Annotated in this window: 18 protein-coding genes; 5 read left to right on the forward strand and 13 right to left on the reverse strand. The window is 46.4% G+C overall.

Features of this window, described 5'->3' with window-relative positions:
* Positions 1–18: 18 nt before the first annotated feature.
* The 13 genes from A7981_RS00260 to dnaA form a co-directional block, all read right to left on the reverse strand.
* Positions 19–846, reverse strand: a complete 828-nt coding sequence (locus tag A7981_RS00260; protein WP_254258454.1) for a polysaccharide deacetylase family protein — start codon at positions 844–846, stop codon at positions 19–21.
* Positions 843–1,529: an alpha/beta fold hydrolase gene (locus A7981_RS00265; RefSeq protein WP_067262375.1), complete on the reverse strand. Its 687-nt coding sequence runs from the start codon at positions 1,527–1,529 to the stop codon at positions 843–845. The genes A7981_RS00260 and A7981_RS00265 overlap by 4 nt, the downstream gene beginning before the upstream one ends.
* On the reverse strand, positions 1,513–3,879 hold the full coding sequence (locus tag A7981_RS00270; RefSeq protein WP_067262377.1) for an MMPL family transporter: 2,367 nt from the start codon (positions 3,877–3,879) through the stop codon (positions 1,513–1,515). Before A7981_RS00270 ends, A7981_RS00265 begins: the two co-directional genes overlap by 17 nt.
* Before the next feature lie 19 nt (positions 3,880–3,898).
* On the reverse strand, positions 3,899–4,513 hold the full coding sequence (locus A7981_RS00275; RefSeq protein WP_174545127.1) for a LolA-related protein: 615 nt from the start codon (positions 4,511–4,513) through the stop codon (positions 3,899–3,901).
* An 11-nt stretch (positions 4,514–4,524) separates the two neighbouring features.
* Complete coding sequence (locus A7981_RS00280; protein WP_254258456.1) at positions 4,525–5,496, reverse strand: acyl-CoA synthetase; 972 nt, start codon at positions 5,494–5,496, stop codon at positions 4,525–4,527.
* Complete coding sequence (locus A7981_RS00285; protein WP_067262385.1) at positions 5,493–5,798, reverse strand: hypothetical protein; 306 nt, start codon at positions 5,796–5,798, stop codon at positions 5,493–5,495. The genes A7981_RS00280 and A7981_RS00285 overlap by 4 nt, the downstream gene beginning before the upstream one ends.
* Positions 5,795–7,165 carry an AMP-binding protein gene (locus A7981_RS00290; RefSeq protein ID WP_067266302.1) on the reverse strand — a complete coding sequence of 457 codons (1,371 nt, stop codon included), beginning with the start codon at positions 7,163–7,165 and terminating at the stop codon, positions 5,795–5,797. The genes A7981_RS00285 and A7981_RS00290 overlap by 4 nt, the downstream gene beginning before the upstream one ends.
* Before the next feature lie 5 nt (positions 7,166–7,170).
* Positions 7,171–7,815 carry a hypothetical protein gene (locus A7981_RS00295; RefSeq protein ID WP_067262388.1) on the reverse strand — a complete coding sequence of 215 codons (645 nt, stop codon included), beginning with the start codon at positions 7,813–7,815 and terminating at the stop codon, positions 7,171–7,173.
* Positions 7,815–8,105 carry a phosphopantetheine-binding protein gene (locus A7981_RS00300; RefSeq protein WP_067262391.1) on the reverse strand — a complete coding sequence of 97 codons (291 nt, stop codon included), beginning with the start codon at positions 8,103–8,105 and terminating at the stop codon, positions 7,815–7,817. The genes A7981_RS00295 and A7981_RS00300 overlap by 1 nt, the downstream gene beginning before the upstream one ends.
* Before the next feature lie 358 nt (positions 8,106–8,463).
* The gene (locus A7981_RS00305; RefSeq protein ID WP_174545128.1) at positions 8,464–9,720 is read right to left on the reverse strand and encodes a putative Na+/H+ antiporter; all 1,257 of its coding nucleotides are present in this window, start codon (positions 9,718–9,720) and stop codon (positions 8,464–8,466) included.
* 10 nt (positions 9,721–9,730) lie between these two features.
* Complete coding sequence (gyrB, locus tag A7981_RS00310; RefSeq protein WP_067262395.1) at positions 9,731–12,127, reverse strand: DNA topoisomerase (ATP-hydrolyzing) subunit B; 2,397 nt, start codon at positions 12,125–12,127, stop codon at positions 9,731–9,733.
* Positions 12,128–12,192: 65 nt separating this feature from the next.
* Complete coding sequence (gene dnaN / locus A7981_RS00315; protein WP_067262397.1) at positions 12,193–13,296, reverse strand: DNA polymerase III subunit beta; 1,104 nt, start codon at positions 13,294–13,296, stop codon at positions 12,193–12,195.
* Between the two features lie 217 nt (positions 13,297–13,513).
* Complete coding sequence (gene dnaA, locus A7981_RS00320; RefSeq protein ID WP_067262401.1) at positions 13,514–14,908, reverse strand: chromosomal replication initiator protein DnaA; 1,395 nt, start codon at positions 14,906–14,908, stop codon at positions 13,514–13,516.
* 321 nt (positions 14,909–15,229) lie between these two features.
* Between dnaA and rpmH the strand changes: the two genes are divergently transcribed.
* The 5 genes from rpmH (at position 15,230) to mnmE (ending at position 19,031) form a co-directional block, all read left to right on the forward strand.
* The gene (rpmH, locus tag A7981_RS00325) at positions 15,230–15,364 is read left to right on the forward strand and encodes a 50S ribosomal protein L34 (protein ID WP_045751845.1); all 135 of its coding nucleotides are present in this window, start codon (positions 15,230–15,232) and stop codon (positions 15,362–15,364) included.
* Positions 15,365–15,428: 64 nt separating this feature from the next.
* Positions 15,429–15,782 (forward strand): ribonuclease P protein component, encoded by a 354-nt coding sequence (rnpA, locus tag A7981_RS00330; protein ID WP_067262404.1) that lies wholly within the window; start codon positions 15,429–15,431, stop codon positions 15,780–15,782.
* A 12-nt stretch (positions 15,783–15,794) separates the two neighbouring features.
* On the forward strand, positions 15,795–16,004 hold the full coding sequence (yidD, locus tag A7981_RS00335) for a membrane protein insertion efficiency factor YidD (protein ID WP_067262408.1): 210 nt from the start codon (positions 15,795–15,797) through the stop codon (positions 16,002–16,004).
* Positions 16,005–16,039: 35 nt separating this feature from the next.
* Positions 16,040–17,692 carry a membrane protein insertase YidC gene (gene yidC, locus A7981_RS00340; RefSeq protein WP_067262411.1) on the forward strand — a complete coding sequence of 551 codons (1,653 nt, stop codon included), beginning with the start codon at positions 16,040–16,042 and terminating at the stop codon, positions 17,690–17,692.
* A complete protein-coding gene (mnmE, locus tag A7981_RS00345; RefSeq protein ID WP_067262414.1) occupies positions 17,679–19,031 on the forward strand; it encodes a tRNA uridine-5-carboxymethylaminomethyl(34) synthesis GTPase MnmE in 1,353 nt (450 codons plus the stop codon). The genes yidC and mnmE overlap by 14 nt, the downstream gene beginning before the upstream one ends.
* Positions 19,032–19,074: the final 43 nt, after the last annotated feature.

Genomic DNA, 19,074 nt, shown 5'->3' on the forward strand with positions numbered 1-19,074 from the left:
CTAATCATTAGGCACAGTTTAAAGGGCAGAGTCATCATCGGCTTGGCTCAGGGTCACAAATTTCAGTTTTAGGGCAACGGCTGCATCTAATACAGTCGGCAATGCGGCAAGCAGAACAGGTACATTATCGCTGGTACGTGCGGCATTACCGTCGTGCAATAACAAAATAGCGCCTGGTTTTAGGCCACTTATCAGCTTGTTTTTCACTTTATCGGCGTTGCCTACTCTGGTATCAAAAGCCCTTACCGACCAGCTGACGAGGCGTAAGCCCAGTTTGGCCAATACTGGCTCCAGAAACGGATTACGTAAACCAGCAGGTGCCCGAAAAAATCGGGGTGTTTGCCCAGTAATTGTACTTAGTGTGTTCTGCGCAGCTTCTAATTCACGCTTAAACCCAGCCAAACCCAACAGCGAAAAAGTATGCCAGTGCCTTTGACTATGGTTCTCGATGGCATGCCCACGGTGCACAATCTCACGGCAGATATCTGGATATTTTAGCGCTCTATCGCCTATACAAAAAAAGGTTGCTTTTGCCTGGTATTGATCAAGTATATCCAGCACCTGTGGCGTCACCACAGGGTCGGGACCATCATCAATGGTAAAGGCAATTTCATTTCGGGCGATGGCTGCTGCTGGTAATGTTGTCCAGTTCTCGCCCAACCAATGACTGCGCGGCCAAAGCCCAAGCAGCATAATGATCAGATGGTTTGCAATGAGCACCCCAACCACCCAATGCCATCGATCTGGGTATGCAATCAGCATCAGCAGACCCCAGAGATGGATGGCAAAGGTCGCCCATATAAAGCGGGTAGGTTGCCATGGTCGTGAATGATTCTGCTTAATCAAAGCGGGTCACCCTGCAATTGAGAAGATTCGCTTAAAGATTCTTGTATAAACTGGCGATCCAGAAAATTCTGCCATAACTGTCTCCATATCACCCATTCATGACCACCAGAGATGCTATCAACATGGGTTGGTGGCAATGCTGCCGCCATCATGCGGTGACCTGCAGAAAAGCGGTCATCCTGCCCTATTCCCAGATGTATTGGCATGTTGAGAATAGCGCTCTCTTTCAGCCAGCGCCAAATACGGCGCTCGGTATCTATTGCAGCACCATCTTCTGGATTCCAACTGGTTAAACCCCCTGCCACCATTATTTCATTGGTGGTCATGCGATTACCCGGATAGGGCGCCATTAAAAACATACCAGCAATCTCGTTTGCATAGCGCTCCGCATAGGCCATGGCCAGATAGCCACCGATGGAAATCCCTGCTAGCCAGACAGTTTGGCCAGCAGCTAACGCTGGTTGTACCAACTGATCGTGAATTTCAGCCAGCAAACTATCATCAGCTACTTGGTTAAACGGCAACTCCAGCATGGCGATATCCATGGGCAATTGCTGCGCACGCAAGGCACTGACAAAACCATAGCCTACAAAATCTTCTGGTATACCGTAAGCGCCTGGCAACAGAATCAGCAGTGCAGGCGCAGGTTGTTGAAGCTGATATCGATCAGTCAGTATGCGCATGGTTTCTCCTGGCGAATATGGCTGAAAATACCAAGGCAAGAATAACGCCCGGAGCAACGGTCATGCCCATGGCCTGTAGCACCGGCACGGTAGAAAAGCCCAACAAACCAAACCCAATCACAGTCGCGATATTCGCGAACAGCAACGAGGCAAACGTGCACGGTGCCATCTTGGGCATGACATAAGCCTGATCAAAAAACAGGGCGTAATTAGAGCCGATAGCAACGACCAGCAGCAAACCAATGAGGTGCAGGATAATCAGCTGTACACCGCATAAGGCAAGTCCAGCTGTCACCGTAATGACAGCGGCGGCCAGAGGCATGATGATGCGCCCTACTCTGCTAGCTGAGCGCAGTACCACGAGCAATAGAACGATGATGGCGAGTAATCCAAGCAGGGATAGGACAATCGCTTCGTTCAAATAGGTGCTGTAGAGCTTGTTCGATTCGGCTTTGAGGTCGACAAATAGCGCACCAGCTCCTGCATTTTTACTTAAAGCAGAACGGATGCTATCTGCATCGATCTCGCTACCTTCTGGCGCTGTCAAAGGTAGCAAGGCACTCCAGTGTTGATCTTTGTGAATCAATAGTGCATCGGCGGCCATCGCCATCGACGTATGTTCAAGGTCAGCGCGTTGCAATAAAGGCTGCTCACGTATGGCTGCAACATCGGCCAGAAATGGTGTAAAACGGTTTGCATTGACAGGTAAGCCCTCTACCGCCTGCACCAACCTTGCCGATAAAACCTCATTAGCAGGCAAACTAGCCTGCCTCGCACGTTGGCTGTTCAGGCTAGGCAGATAACGCGCAGGGCTTTCAAAGCTCGCCAGCAGACCTTGCTCGACCAGTGCTTGCAATGGTACTGACGTATGCTCGGCGGCCTCCAATACAGATTCCTGGCTATCGCCAGAAACAACTACCAGATAACGCACATCGGGTGCCCCCATATTGCTGCGTAGACGTTTATCCAGCGCCTGATCGACTGCAGAAATAGGGCTGAGTGAGGCAAGTTCGTGATTCCATAAATTTGCCCGATGGCTATAAATAATGGTGCATGCGGCCAGCACCAGAACCAGCACATAAGCCTTTAAAGCTCTCACACGCTTTGCCTGGCGAGATAGCCACTGATCGATATGGCTGACATCCTGGATGCGAAAATCACTCGGCAGTAAATACGGCAACACGAAACGGGTCATGGCAGCAGCGGCAAGCAAACCCGTGATGGCATACAAGCCTAGTTGTGCCAGGCCTGGGAAACCAGAAATCAATAGCGAAGCGAAACCAAAAACGGAGGTCAACACACCCAGACGTACCGTTGGCCAGGATTGTTGAATCCAATGCTGGCGGCTAGCTTCAGTCTGCCTGCCCTGCTCGGACTGCATGAACAGATAGATGGAGTAATCCACTGCCTCACCAATCAGTGCGGTGCCAAAACCCAATGTAATACCATGCACGACACCGAAACCAAGACTGACTGACGCAATGCCAGCTAAAACTCCCGTCATGACGGGTAGTAAACCCAGCAGCAGTGCACTTAGTGAACGGTAAAGCAGGTAGAGCAATAGCGCGATAAGTAATGAACTGATGATAAATATCAATCTGACCTGTTTTTTAATGCTGTCGCGTGCCGTCACAGAAAATACGCCAGGCCCTGTCATTTCAAATGTGGCTGATGTCGCCGTTGAAGCTTGGGAAAATGCCTGCTGGATAATTTGCATCGCCTGTTTTTGCGCATCGGTATCTGAGCCTGAGGCACGGGTTTGTAGCAAAAGCAACGCAGTTTTTCCATCCTGTGAAGCCCAAGCACCATCAAGCAGTTGCGGGTGATGGCCATTATCCAATTGTTGTAATAACTGCACCATTTCCCCCGTTGGATCATGTGGCAACAGCGACTTGACCAGCAAGCCAGCGGGAGATACCAGCAGGTCTATGCTATCGCCAATTGCGGCATGCAGGCCAGATACGCTAAAGCGTTCAGGAGTGACGATTTCGCTCAGTAGATAGCGGTTATTGAATAGATAGGCGCGGTCACGTTCGGTATTCACCGGCTCGCCATTGTTTACACTGACAAACGCTGGATTGTTACGCAACTGTTGCGTAACAGCTTTGGAAATTCTTGCACGGCTTACTTCGTCGGCACCTTCAATGCCGACCAGTATTAATCGCGATACCAACCCATCACGTAATTGATCCATCAATAACTGTTGTTCAGCGGTAGGTGACCGTGGCAGGAATGCAGACAGGTCAGCGCTAAACGAACTATGACTGATAATACCGATGCATGCCAGAATGAATATTAGCCAAAGCACGATGGCTGTTTTGGCAGATTTCAGTCGCGTAAGGCTTAGCATGCGTTATTCATTCTGCACATCAGGGCGTAGTAATCTTTTCGATGGTCATGACAGAACTGTCGCCATCTGCCTGAGTGATCTGGATAGTACGCAAGTCACCATTCGCGCCATTGATACGGATGCTCTGTACGATCTTTTTCATCTTGGCGTCTATGGGCAGTAACAGCAATGTCCAGTCTTGCGCATCGCCCTGCAGACTTAATTGGTAAGTCTGTTGCAATGCCTTGCTGTCGCCCGCCAGCGTGCCGCGTATGCTATCTATAAAAGCGGCTATCTCTGGATAGTCTTGCAATTGCAAACGATGTTTCTGTTTTCCACGCTCCAGTGTCAGGGTTCTACCATCAAGTATCATGGTTTCCAGCTTGGGTTTTAAGGTACGCTTTTCCAGATGATCTGGTGCGGTATAAAACAATTCGCCGGACGACTCAACTGGTTGATCAAGCATAGCGATGGATTTTTTCTCCACAAAATGGGCATACCCATTGTGGTTCTTCGCCAGAGTCCGCATCAGTTGATCAATGCTCCAGCCAGCCTCCACTTCCGCAGCTTTTGCGCCAGCTACAGACATGGTTAGGCTGCAAACCATGGCTGCGCTGGCCAGTAGGCGCAATAGTGATGGGGAATTATGTGACATATGTTTAACTCTCATTGCGTATTATTTGTCTGCGCGGGACGCCAGAAATCAAAGAAATTAAACCAGTTATAGGGTGTCTTGCGGCAATGTTGTTCAATCAGGCTGGCATAAGTGGTGATCGCATTCTGAATGGCAATAGCGCGTTGCCCAGTGGGAATATCAGAAAAATCCGCCAACGGTTGAAAATGAATCTGGTAACGGTTGCCACCCAAGTAAACCCCTGCCATGAACATCACTGGTCTGCGCAACAGGGCAGCCATGCGAAACGGGCCATTTGGAAACAATGCCACATCGCCGAGAAGATTGATTGGCGTCATAATCTCTTCACCCAAGGTACGGTCGGCCAACATGCCAACCACCGTGCCATCATCAAGTCTTTCGCGTACCTTGAGCATGGAATCAATATGGCCAAGGCCGATGATGTCCTGCCCTGCTTCGGGATTGATCGCGGCCAGCATGGCATTAATCTTCTGCGCATTCTCTTCATGCATAGTCATGGCCACACGCAGATCGGGAATCTGACGACCAATCGCGCGAATCACCTCGAAACTGCCCATGTGCGCGCCCATGAGAAACAGGCCGTTACCCTCAGCAAGTTGCTGGCGGATGGCTTCTTTTCCCACGATTTCTATATCGAACAGATCAAAACGTTTATTAATCAGGTAAATACGGTCATGGATGGTAGAAGCAAACCAAAAGAAATGACGGTATAAATCAAGAAAAGTAGCTCGACGCGCCAATGCGCGGTTCAGATATTCACATGAGGCTTGGCGATTGGCGGCTGAAAACAACAGAAAATACGCGCTGATTGGGTGCAAGAACAGCCTGCCGACAGAACGCCCCATCTTCAGCGATATCCAGCTCATGATGCGCAGCAGCGACATATTGCTGCGCTCTTTGGATGCAAGCCAAAGTTGTGTTTCTGCTTGTTTAGTATCAGGTTCGGTCACAAGTATGGTTTCAGGATTCAAAGGCTGGTTCAAGGCAAAGCATTCAAAACGATAGACCCTGTGACGATTTTGCGTATTCCCGCCAGCACATCAAATCTAATCGCACCATTGGCTTGGGTTTCATAGTCGATCACCGCAGACTCGCCCGGTGTTAAGGGGCTGAGGAATTTAACTGCATTGATCTGGCAAGTTTGCAGTGGTTGGCCGCTGGCTTGTACTAAAGCGTGCAATACTTCATCAAGCAAAACCACTCCAGGCACGATGGGTGTACCTGGGAAGTGACCAGCAAAAGCTGGATGGTCGGCGGCGATGATGAGGTCGACTTGCGTGCTCATGCTAGCTGCTTCCCGACTTCAGCTTCGATTAGTGTTTTTAGTGCTTCGCGGGGCAGTTTGCCTGTGCTGTTGCGTGGCAATTCGTCGACAAAGATCAAACGACGCGGCAAAAACACGGCGTCCATACGCTCACGCAAGGCCTGGATAAGCACTTGCGAATCAAGTGTAGGCGCTACTACACAGGCGACTAGGCGGGTAACATGGTCATGCGAAATCTCATCCGGCATGAAAAAAGCGCCATCCAAGACGCCAGGTATCGAATTCAATAAATGATTCAAGCTAGCAAGTGAACCGCGCTTGCCCGCAATGTTGATAATGTCAGAGGTACGCCCGCACAGCAGGAAATAATTCTCCCGCGTGGTTTCAATCACATCGTTTAACGGCACGGGGACTTCTATATGCGCGCCCGTAGCCCATGTCTCAGTCCCGCGCTGGGTGAGCTGCACACCCGGCAATAACTGCCATTCATCACTTTGTGTCGGGCGACGACTAGCAACCTGGCCAGTCTCGGTACTGCCGTAGATTTCAATCAATGGGCACTGGGTTTTTGCTTCTATGGCTAATGCCAGTTGCGGTGATAGTGGTGCAGTTGCCGAAACCACTAAAGCCAATTCTGCTATATCAAGTTCTGATTCAAACAACAAACGCATATGCACAGGCGTAGAAACCAGTACACGCGGTACAGGCAGCATCTGGATAGCTTCGCAAATGTCAGCAGGATAGAACGGATGCCCACTAACCAATGCATTGCCGCTATGCAGCGCCACCATCACTGTGGATTCAAGCCCGTACATATGTTGCGGTGGAACCGTGCCGAGAATGGCATAAGAACGATCATTCAATAAACCCAAGCATTCAGCTTCCGCTCTTACATTGCGTACCAGCGCACCCCAGCATTTGGAATGTGGCAATGGACGCCCCGTAGTGCCAGAGGTAAACAGGATGGCGACTTGTTGTAGCGCATCTATTTCTGGTATCTCTCGCTTTGTTAATTCTCTTGGGGGTATATCGCGCTCTGCTGGGTAAAGCATCAGCGGTAAACCAATCGTGCAGTTGGCGCTGTCGTGCAGACAAAATACATCCGCCGCGAAATCCTTCAGTTGCCTCACCATTTCAGGGGTGTGGTTAGGCGGTAACAAACTGACTTTTCCACTCACAATAGCTGCCGCCAAGCCTACTGTGAAGTGATAACGATCATAGCAGATGTTCAGTAAATATTTGCCAGTTGGCATGAACGCAGCAAGTTGTGCGACATCCTCCAAAAACTGCGCAACCGTGATTGCAACGCCTTTACGCCATGCAACTATTTCATCGACTGACTGATGACTGACCAGCGGATACTGGGCGGAAAAGCCTAAATCACCCATAGGCATCAGTGCGCACGAGTGGAAGCATTGCGATAAGCCCGCACTGCATCAAGAATATGGCCGGGTGGCACATCAGGTAACAAAATTCGGCGTACCAGATATTCAAGCGCAAACATGAGTGCAGTCAAAGGCAAAATCATAAAGTTAGCGAAAATCGACCAGATTGCTAATGGCGCCATGAAAAACAAGAGCGTTGAGATACCTGCCATCACACCAAAAAATATCACCCATGCTATAGTGACCAGGTGGGCATAGCGCTGGTGTCTGGGTGAGAGCGGGCCATGCATCATAGTGGCAAATTCAACACAAATAGGGGTATGGCCAGACTGTAGTGTACGGCCAAAGGTTAACAGCAGAATGATTTGCAGACTGACATCCTGCACCCAGAAAATAAAACCGGTGTGGCGTGCGACTAAAGGCCAGGCAAGCCCGGTAACAATAAGCGTAGCAAGAAATAGCGCAATACCGGCAACACGGTATCCAGAACGTGCCACCATTGCCAGACCAATAGCCAATATCGGAAAAACCGCCAGAACAACGCCTAGTGTGCTAGGTTGGCCGGATACATTTACGCAATGTACCAACACCGCATAAATCAGCCCCATGGCCGCAATGCCAAACAAACGGGCAATACGGTTTATTTCCGGCATTAACGCGTTCTTTGCTTGGCGACGTACTCGGTCAGACTACCTAAAGAACTGAAGATTTTGTGATTATCCTCGTTATCGGCTTTTAGTTGCAGTCCATAACGTTTTGAAACAACCAAGGCAACCTCCAAGATATCAATAGAATCAAGGCCCAACCCATCACCATACAATGGGGAATCCGATAGAATTTCCTCGGGCGCAACCTCCAGATTTAATGATTGAACCATTAACTCCGCGATTTCTAACTGAAGAGATGCATTGCTTAACGGGCTGACTAGATTAGTTTCTTGCATAATGACCTTCAGTATTTTCCAGCAATAACATTAATATGATTTTTCAGAAAACCGTTTAGCTTGAGCCACAAGCTCAAGTAAAAATAGTGATCAATTATAAAGAAAAATGGATGCGCCTTATTAGTTTATGACCTAATTTTAGTGTGAAAAATCCCCAGCTACTTACCCGAACCTAATTAAATAGTCCCATACTGGGCACTACCCAACGAAGCTAATCAAACAGATGGAATACATCCAATCCACGCGAAATCTTAATAAAAGAAAACCATCGAAATCTTCGAAAGAATAACTAGATGAAAAAACGGAAGATCAAGCCAAAAGTGATGCTTCTTTTGCAGCTTTTACATGCAAAAAAATCTTAAAATAGCAAAAACATAAGCAGTGCAACAATGGTAGGCGGTAATGCGCCCAGCAGCAAACCACCGGCTCCTATTGATTGATCTGCAAATCCATTTTTCAGAAGCGCGGCACCTGCCGGGTTAGGCGCATTAGCAATCACAGTCAGTCCACCGCCAGCCACAGCGCCAGCCACCAGCATATATTTTGCCTCATCCGAAATCCCTGTAATCAATGAGCCTAAATACGTCAGGGCCGCATTATCCGTCACAGCGGTTAACAGGGCGGCACTAAAAAACAAGGCCGTGGGCTCTAATCTTGAGACAATGGGCTGAAGCCACCATTGCTGCATACCGCCCAAGACGACTAAGCCCGCCAGAAAAAATCCAACCAGTAAACCCTCTTTAAGAATCAGCGGACTTTGGTAACGCTCATAGGCTTGGGTAAAGCCTAGAAATAGCATAAACAACCCGATAAAAATGACCATATGGTGAGCAAACATCACGACACCAGCCAAAAACAATAGGTGAATTGCACTGACGGTGAGAGGCACTGTATTTTTAGCCTCATCTTGCTTCACGGCAACGCCACGCACATAACGTCGCAACATAAACGTCATGACACTAGCATTGATCAGCACAGCAATCGTAGCCTTCCAACCCAGTTGCGTTGCCATAAATACAGTATCCCACTGCCAGGTCGCGGCCACCATCAAGACGGGCGGAGCAGCATATGCGGTCAATGTTCCGCCAATAGAGACATTCACGAAAAGCACGCCGATAGTTGCGTATTTAAGCCACTCTGGCATCTCCGGTTTGAACACAAGCGGTGCCAAAATCAATGCTGCCAAAGTCATCGCGGCAGGTTCTGTAATCAAAGAACCGAGTAAAGGTACGATAGCCAGCCCCAGCCACACCTGGACGACTAAGTTATTCAAAGGAACAAAACGAGCAATTTGAAGTATGGCACGCTGCACCATAAGCAGAATTGGGCGTGAAGCGGCAACAACCATCACCACAAAAACAAAGAGAGGCTCAGTGTAGTGACGCGACTCAACATAACTCAACGCCTCACTACCACCAGCGATAAGCGCCATCAAACCTATTAAGATAAAAGCCCAAAAACCAAAAACGACTTCTACTTCGCCCAATAAATGCATTAAACCGGCATGTCTCGGGTACTTGTGCGCAAGCACCTCGATAGATTTAGCACTAAACGTATGTAATAGCGCGACCCCAAAAACAATCGCTGCAATGATTTCTATCGCGGACGCTGTCACCAGCTATTTGCTACACATCTAGGTTATTAACACCCAAAGCATTGCTTTCAATGAAAGCGCGCCTTGGCTCAACTTGATCGCCCATTAAGGTCGTAAATATCTCATCAGCAGCGATCGCATCATCAATCTGTACCCTGAGCAAACGGCGCACTTGAGGATCCATTGTAGTTTCCCAAAGCTGCCCAGGATTCATCTCACCCAATCCTTTATAGCGCTGAATATTCAAGTTGTGTTTGGCTTCTTCAAGTAACCAATCCAACGCTTGCTTAAAGGTGCTGACTGATTGTTCTTTTTCACCACGCTTAATAGTAGCGCCTTGACCCAACAGGTCTTGCAGCATCACAGATACACGGCTGATCTGACGATAATCGCCACTACCCATGAATTCAGCATCAATAATGCAACTTTGCAAGTTACCATGCACATATTTATTGATCTCAAGACGATATGCGCCCATTTCCTGATCAAAAGCCACGATAACTTCAGAGCCGATAGCACCTAGGATAGGACGTAACTTACCAGCGGCGGACTGTGCACTTGCTTCATCCGCCAAACTGATTTCGCCCAAATCTTGCATCGCACGTAACACGCTCTCATCATACAGGGATGAAATCCGGCGAATCACCGCTTCAGTAAGCACCATTTGCTTGGCAATCGCAGCCAAAGGCTCATCCTTGATCGTGTCACCACCCTCGCGGGTAAGCAACTCAGCCCCTTTTAACGCGGATTGCAGCAGATATTCATCTAACTCATGCTGATCCTTAAGGTAACGTTCATCTCTACCCTGTTTCACTTTATAGAGTGGCGGTTGTGCAATATAGATATGCCCGCGCTCGACCAATTGCGACATCTGACGATAGAAGAAGGTTAACAACAAAGTACGGATGTGTGCGCCATCAACGTCAGCATCGGTCATGATGATGATGCGGTGGTAACGTAACTTTTCTACACTAAAATCATCTTTACCAATCCCTGTGCCAAGAGCGGTGATAAGCGTGGCGATTTCCTGAGAGCCGAGTAGTTTGTCAAAACGTGCTTTTTCTACATTGAGAATCTTACCTTTCAAAGGCAAGATAGCTTGATTCTTACGATCTCGCCCTTGTTTCGCTGATCCACCTGCAGAATCACCCTCAACCAGATAGATTTCACACAAAGCCGGGTCTTTTTCTTGGCAATCAGCCAATTTCCCCGGTAAGCCCATCGTATCCATTACGCCTTTACGACGTGTAATCTCGCGCGCCTTACGTGCCGCTTCACGTGCACGTGCCGCTTCGACGATCTTGCCACAGATGATTTTTGCATCAACGGGGTTTTCTTGTAGAAATTCCACAAGCTTGGCGGATACAACCTCTGATACGACAGGTTGCACTTCAGATGAAACCAGCTTGTCTTTCGTTTGTGATGAGAATTTTGGGTCGGGTACTTTCACGGATAATACGCAAGTGATACCTTCGCGCATGTCATCGCCTGTTGTTTCCACTTTGGCTTTCTTCGCCATCTCACTTTGTTCAATGTATTGATTTAGTGTACGCGTCATTGCAGTACGCAAACCAGTCAGGTGGGTACCGCCGTCCCGTTGCGGGATGTTATTGGTAAAGCACTGCACGGTTTCACTATAGGAGTCATTCCATTGCATGGCCACTTCAACTGTCATGCCGTCTTTTTCGCCAATCGCGTAAAAGGTCTTGGGGTGCAAGACTGTTTTTGTACGGTTCATGTATTCAACAAACCCTTTTACACCGCCAGAGTAAGCAAAGTTCTCAGATTTTCCATTACGCTGGTCGATCAATTCGATCTTGACACCATTATTCAAGAAAGAAAGCTCACGGATACGTTTAGCAAGTATCTCAAAATGATATTCAACCAATACGAATGTTTCAACGGAGGCTAAAAAGTGAACTTCTGTGCCACGTCGCTCTGTCGTTCCTGTAACAGCAAGCGGGGCGACGGGTACACCTCGCTTGAATTCCATTTGATGCACTGTGCCGTTACGATAAATCTTCAGTCTTAACCAATCAGATAATGCATTGACCACCGATACACCCACGCCATGCAAACCACCGGAAACCTTATAAGAGTTTTGGTCGAACTTGCCGCCAGCATGTAATTCTGTCATCACGATCTCCGCCGCAGAGCGTTTGGGATCATGCTTATCGTCGTTTTTAATGTCTGTTGGAATACCGCGGCCATTATCTGAGAGGCTAATCGAGTTATCTGGATGGATAATGACCTTGATATCGTCACAATGACCAGCCAGCGCCTCATCAATCGCATTATCTAGTACCTCGAATACCATATGGTGCAAACCACTGCCATCCGAAGTATCGCCAATATACATACCTGGACGTTTACGTACGGCATCTAGGCCTTCAAGAATCTTAATACTGGATGAATCGTAATCAGTCATGCTTTGTCTTTTCAAATAATCTTGCTGTAGGTTTCACGTGAAACATTGGTCAATATTTTTAATATCTAGATGCGCATCGGCATTACTACATATTTGTAGTTGTCATCTTCCGGAACAGTAACGAGGCAGCTGCTATTTGCATCTGCGAATGAGAATATGATGTTTTGGTTATCTACGTTATTCAATACATCAATCATGTAAGTAACATTAAAACCTATATCAAGGGAGTCGCCAGCATACGCTACTTCCAATTCTTCTTCGGCTTCTTCCTGCTCACTATTAGTACTGATTAAACGTAAACTATCTTTACCTAACACCATACGAATACCGCGATATTTCTCATTAGACAATATCGATGCTCGTTGCATAGATAACAGAATTGTCGTTCGATCCACAGTAAAGTTATTCTGGTGGCCTGTTGGAATCACACGCGTATAGTCCGGGAATTTCCCATCGATTACCTTAGAAATCAAACGGATATCGCCAAAAGAGAAGTTTGCTTGGCCGCTTGTGATCTCAATCGTGACTTCTTCGTCACTTTCATCCAGTAACTTGATTAGCTCAATAACCGTTTTTCTTGGCAGGATGATTTCCTGTTTTTCATAAGATTGCGTGAGCTCCGTTGATGTAAAACTTAAGCGGTGCCCATCAGTACCTACAACATTTAAACGATTACCTGATACTTCAAACAATAAACCATTCAAATAATAGCGAATATCTTGTTGCGCCATTGCAAACTCAACCTGTTTGAATAATTTCTTCAGGTTTCTCTGAGCAATGGTAACCGTTGTGCTAACACCACCAACAGCTTTGGTCATCACCGGATAATCTGCTGCAGGTAAGGTTTGTAAGTTAAATCTGCTCTTACCGGTTTTTACCTGAATTCGACTATCAGTAGTCGTCATTGTGATCTCAGCGTCTTCAGGCAACGATCTACAGATATCGACCAGTTTTTTAGCTGAAACCGTGGTCGATAACTCACCGCCAATGTCGGTATGCACAGCTAAAGAAATTTGCATTTCCAGATCAGTTGCCGTTAATACGATTTTTTCATCTTTAGCTTCAACTAGCAGATTGGAAAGAATCGGTAATGTATGCCGTCTTTCAACAATGCTGCTTACGGATGAAAGTGGTTTAAGTAAAGTTTCACGGTTTATTTTGATATTCATCTTTTATAGTCTAAATATAGTATTTAAATTAATAGTAATAATAATGTTGGTTAAATCTGTTGATTATTTAATAAAATATTAATAATCATTTACTTAGTATTAAAAACTGCTTAAGTATAACTACACAGTTTACTGTGGATTAAATGTTAATCATTTTACGCGTATATGAAAAACACAGGTAAACCACATTTTCATACACAGCTTATCCTGCACCTAACTAGTCCCTGATGACTTGTGTTAGAAAACCGATATCACGTGCCAGATTCGTATCATTCTGGCGTAAGCTTTCTATCTCATCACAGGCATGCATGACGGTTGTATGGTGCCTACTACCAAAGGCCTCCCCTATTTCAGGAAAGCTATGATTAGTCAATTCACGGGCTAATGCCATGGCGATCTGTCTTGGCCGGGCAAAATTACGCGAACGCTTTTTACTATACATCTCGGCGACTTTAATCTTATAGTAATCTGCCACGGTTTTTTGTATATTTTCAATCGTAATCTGGCGACCACGTACTGCAATCAAATCCTTAAGTGCTTCTTTCGCGAGATGGACATCAATCGCATGGCCGGTGAACTTGGCCATGGCAACGATCCTGTTCAATGCGCCTTCGAGCTCTCTTACACTTGATCTCACCTGCTTGGCAATAAAGAAAGCCACATCTTCATGTAATAGGAACTTAGCCTCTTCCGCCTTCTTTAATAAAATCGCCACCCGCATTTCTAGCTCAGGCGGCTCAACAGCTACCGTTAAGCCCCAGCTAAAGCGAGTTCTTAACCGTTCATCGACATCCACAATTTCTTTAGGGTAGGTATCACAGGTAATAATAATCTGTTTTTTAGCTTCAATTAAGGAGTTGAATGCATAAAAGAATTCTTCTTGTGTTCGCGTCTTCTTGGCGAAGAATTGAATATCATCGATCAGCAATAAGTCTAATGAATGGTATTGCCGTTTGAATTCGTCAAAAGCTTTGTGTTCATAAGCTTTAACTACATCAGAGACATAGCGCTCAGCATGTAAATAGCGGATCTTGGCGTCTGGTCGTTGAAGCTTTAAATGATTGCCAATGGCTTGTAGCAAATGGGTTTTACCTAATCCGACACCGCCGTAAATAAATAATGGGTTGTAAGCAGTGCCCGGATTCTCGGCTACTTGTAATGCAGCAGCGCGAGCTAACTGGTTGGCTTTACCCGTTACAAAATTGTTGAAGTTAAATGAAGGGTTAAGCCCGTTTGATTCAATCTGGTGCGGCTTGCTCTTTTTGGCAGGCTTTTTCGTGGCTGAGTCATTGTCAGCTGCTGATGACGGTATACCTGCGATTACCTCGGGCAGAATGAGGGACTTTTCAACTTTTGTCGCATGGCTCTTATGGTTTTTCTCTAAAAGCGCTAGTTCAATTTCTACGGGCTGGGGCAATAGCTCTTCAGCTAAAGTCTGAATACGGTTTAAAAACCGGTCTTTTACCCATTGCTGCACAAATCTGTTAGGTGCGAGCAGGCGCATTGATCCCTCTTGGGCTTCAAAATGCAGGGGTTTAATCCAGGTGTTGAATTGTTGTGCTGACAGCTCTTTCTCAAAGCGTCCAAGACAAATAGACCAAAAATTTTCCATCGGTTGCCCGATACCTCAACTGATAGTAAGAATGGTATTTGCTCGAAGAGTCATATTTTTTATATTTCGAGCCCCTGATGCCAAGCAAAACTCAGATGGTCTATTCTCAGATTTTCCTATTCAATGATAGGTTCTAGAATAGCGCCTGATTTTCAATTGGCTTGTGAATTCATTCTAGCGTGTTTGTGAAAACTTATCCACAGGCTTGAGACATAAATTAGATCGCAAGTGATTTGTTAAATAAACATTGACAATGTACTGTTAAATCAGGTTAAATTACGCCCTTTGTTTAGAAACGCACAGAAGTAATCGGAGATTATTATGAAACGTACTTACCAGCCTTCGAAAGTTCGTCGTGCTCGCACCCATGGATTCCTTGTGCGCATGAAAACTCGTGGTGGTCGCGCTGTTATCGCTGCGCGTCGTGCCAAGGGTCGTGCTCGCTTAGCAGTTTAGATTTGTGACGACTTTCGGTTTTGCTTGATTTGATATCTGAATCCAGCTTAGCCAAATACTTAGCTTGACTGATTTTAAGTTCCCACGCCAAGCAAGATTAATTAAAACGGATGATTTTTCATCCGTTTTTAATTTCCGCAAACGGTTATCCGGTCATTTTCTTGCAATACATTATCAATATAACCAATTAGGTTCGCCTCGTCTGGGTTTGATTGTGGGGAAAAAGACAGCACGTTTGGCGGTTGATCGCAATTATATGAAGCGTGTGTTGCGTGAACTTTTTAGAGTGCATCGGCATCAACTGCAAAGTGTAGATCTGGTGATTCGCACGCAGAGAGCGTTTGATGCAAAGGTTTATATGTCGGTTGAACAAGAGTTCAAGCGGGTTTTGACGAAATTGATGCTTAAAACCGAATAGCGGAATATTAGGATGGCGCGCTTATTGGTTTTGCTCATCAGGTTTTATCAATTAACATTGAGCCCGTTTTTTGGCCAGCAATGCAGGTTTGCGCCAACATGTTCGCAGTATGCGATTGATGCGATCAATAAGCATGGTGCTATTCATGGCACAGTTTATAGTGTGCGTCGTTTATCCAAGTGTCACCCATGGCATCCGGGTGGACATGATCCCGTACCATGATGCAGAAGTATTATTAATATTTAGATAAGAGATTTATGGATACTAAGCGACTGATTCTTTTTGTTATTTTCTCTTTTTCAATTCTAATGCTTTGGGATGGTTGGCAACGTCAACATGCCCCAGCGGTCGATCCTACGGTCGCTACGCAAGAACAAGATAGCAGTGTCCCCGAATCCACCAAGTCGCAAACCGTAACTCAACATGCTGAGTTACCTAAAGACTCAGGTTTCAAATTACAGACAGATAAAAACGTTCTGGTTGCGACAGATCTGTATAAGGTGAACATCGATACAGTGGGCGGAGATCTGCGTCGCATCGAGTTAGTAAAACATCGTGCAGCGAATACGGAAAACAAGGACGAGAATCTGATTTTGTTGGATGATCGCTTGTCGCCAGTGTTGTATGTGGCACAAACGGGATTAGTTGGTAATGACTTGCCATCGCATAAGAGCGTCTTTAATACGAGCGCTGATAGCTACACCCTTCAGGAAGGTCAAAGTGCGCTTGAAGTGCGTTTAAGCTGGACTGGTAGCGCGGGTGTGCAAGTGGACAAGGTCTACACTTTCCATCGTGAGAGTTATGTCATTGATGTTGCTTATGAGATTCATAACAACAGTGATGTTGCGATTGATCCTTTGGTTTATTACCAGATCGTGCATGACAGTGAATCCAATCAAGGCTCCGCAATGATGCCTACCTTTACTGGTGGTGCTTATTTCACAGAAGCTGATAAATATAAAAAGGTATCTTTTAAGGATATGGCGAAGACCAACCTTTCGAAGAATACTAACGATGGCTGGGTTGGCTTGGTTCAACACTATTTTGTCAGTGCATGGATACCTCAAGATGGTTTGGCTAGAGAGTTCTATTCTAAGAAACTAACAGATAACATTTTCTCGATTGGTGCAAAAAGTGATCTTGGTACTATTGCGCCTGGCGACACTAAAACAATTGAAGCAAAGTTTTATACGGGCCCTCAAACGCATGATGAACTTATCAAGGCTGCTCCGGGGCTTGAGTACACTGTAGATTATGGCTGGTTGACGATTATTGCCTCGCCGTTGTTCTGGGTATTGTCGGCTATCGAAGATATCGTACATAACTGGGGTGTTGCGATCATTCTGTTAACCATATTGCTCAAGCTGGTGTTTTATCCGCTTTCGGCCAAGAGCTACCGTTCAATGGCGCATATGCGTGAGCTTGCACCGCGTATGCAGCGTATGAAAGAGCAATTTGGCGATGACCGCCAAAAAATGCAGCAAGCTATGATGGAGCTTTATAAGACTGAAAAGATCAATCCGATGGGCGGCTGCCTGCCGATATTGGTGCAGATTCCAGTCTTTATCGCCTTATATTGGGTACTGTTGGGCAGTGTTGAAATGCGCCATGCCCCATTCGTCTTATGGATTCATGACCTCTCTGCAGTAGATCCTTACTATGTATTGCCTATACTGATGGGCGCTACGATGATCATACAGTCCAGATTAAACCCTGCACCTACTGATCCTGTTCAGGCCAAGGTCATGATGTTTATGCCTATCGTATTTAGCGTATTCTTCTTCTTCTTCCCGGCGGGCTTAGTGCTTTACTGGTTGGTGAATAACGTCCTATCGATTGCGCAACAGTGGCATATCAATCGCTCTACAGAGCAAGCTGCAGCCAAGAAGAAAGGAAATGCAGTTCGCTAAAGTATCCGCCGATACGATCGCTGCAATCGCCACTGCCTCCGGTTCGGGCGGCATTGGCATTGTGCGAGTATCCGGCCCTGCCTCTGCATCTATTGCAGCAAGTATTCTGGGCGCATGCCCTCCTCCTCGTCATGCTGCTTATCTTGGTTTTAAAGAAGCAGACGGCAGCTTAATAGATCGCGGCATCGCGATCTATTACTCATCGCCTAATTCATATACTGGTGAAGACGTATTAGAGCTGCAAGCGCATGGCGGGCCTGCGCTCATGCAACTTCTTCTTGCGCGTTGTCTGGCACTTGGTGCGCGACAGGCTGAACCAGGTGAATTCACTCGACGTGCGTATCTCAACGATAAATTAGACCTTGCGCAAGCTGAAGCTGTGGCCGATATCATTAATGCTTCAACCGCTGAAGCCGCGCGCAGTGCTATGCGTTCTCTTTCCGGAGAGTTTTCTCTTCGTATTAATGCCTTGCTTGATCGCCTGATCAATCTGCGTTTGTATGTCGAAGCATGCTTGGATTTTCCTGAAGAAGATATCGACTTTATTACGCAAGGCAGAGTCAGTGAAAAACTGAAAGACATTAGTGATGAGCTTGCTTCTGTTTTCAAAGAAGCAAAGCAAGGTAATTTATTGCGTGAAGGTATTCAGGTCGTACTCATCGGCCAGCCAAATGTCGGTAAATCCAGTTTGACCAATCAGTTGTCTGGCGAAGAGATTGCGATCGTCACACCGATTGCGGGCACAACGCGAGATACGATCAAGAACGTCATCCAGATAAATGGCGTGCCTTTGCATATTATCGATACGGCAGGCCTGCGGGAAACAGAAGACGAAGTGGAACGTTTTGGCATCGCTCGAACTTGGCGAGCTCTAGAAAACGCCAATGTCGCATTATTATTGCTTGATGCAGCTCACGGTATTACGGAAGCAGAAAAATCGATTCTAGCGCGATTGCCGCAAGATTTAGCAAAAATCTGGGTACATAATAAAATTGATCTGAACCAACAGTCACCTAAAATCGAAATGATAGACGGTGACGCACATATTTACCTCTCAGCAAAAACGGGAATTGGTGTCGAGCTGCTTAGAGATCAATTATTGAAGCTTGCTGGATGGCAGGCAACTGGTGAAGGGGTCTTTATGGCAAGGGCTAGGCATCTTGATGCGCTGCAGGTTGTACGGACGCATTTAGGGTTTGCTGTAGATAATCTCTCGTCCCCCGAATTGCTGGCTGAAGAGCTCAGGATTGGCCAGGAGGCGTTAAACAGCATTACCGGTGAATTTACACCGGATGATTTGCTTGGCGAAATCTTTAGCCGATTCTGCATAGGTAAATAGTTTAAATAAAATCAGCAGGTTATTTCTTCGCTCGTTAGTATGC

The sequence above is a fragment of the Methylovorus sp. MM2 genome, from assembly GCF_001648895.1.
GTDB lineage: Bacteria > Pseudomonadota > Gammaproteobacteria > Burkholderiales > Methylophilaceae > MM1.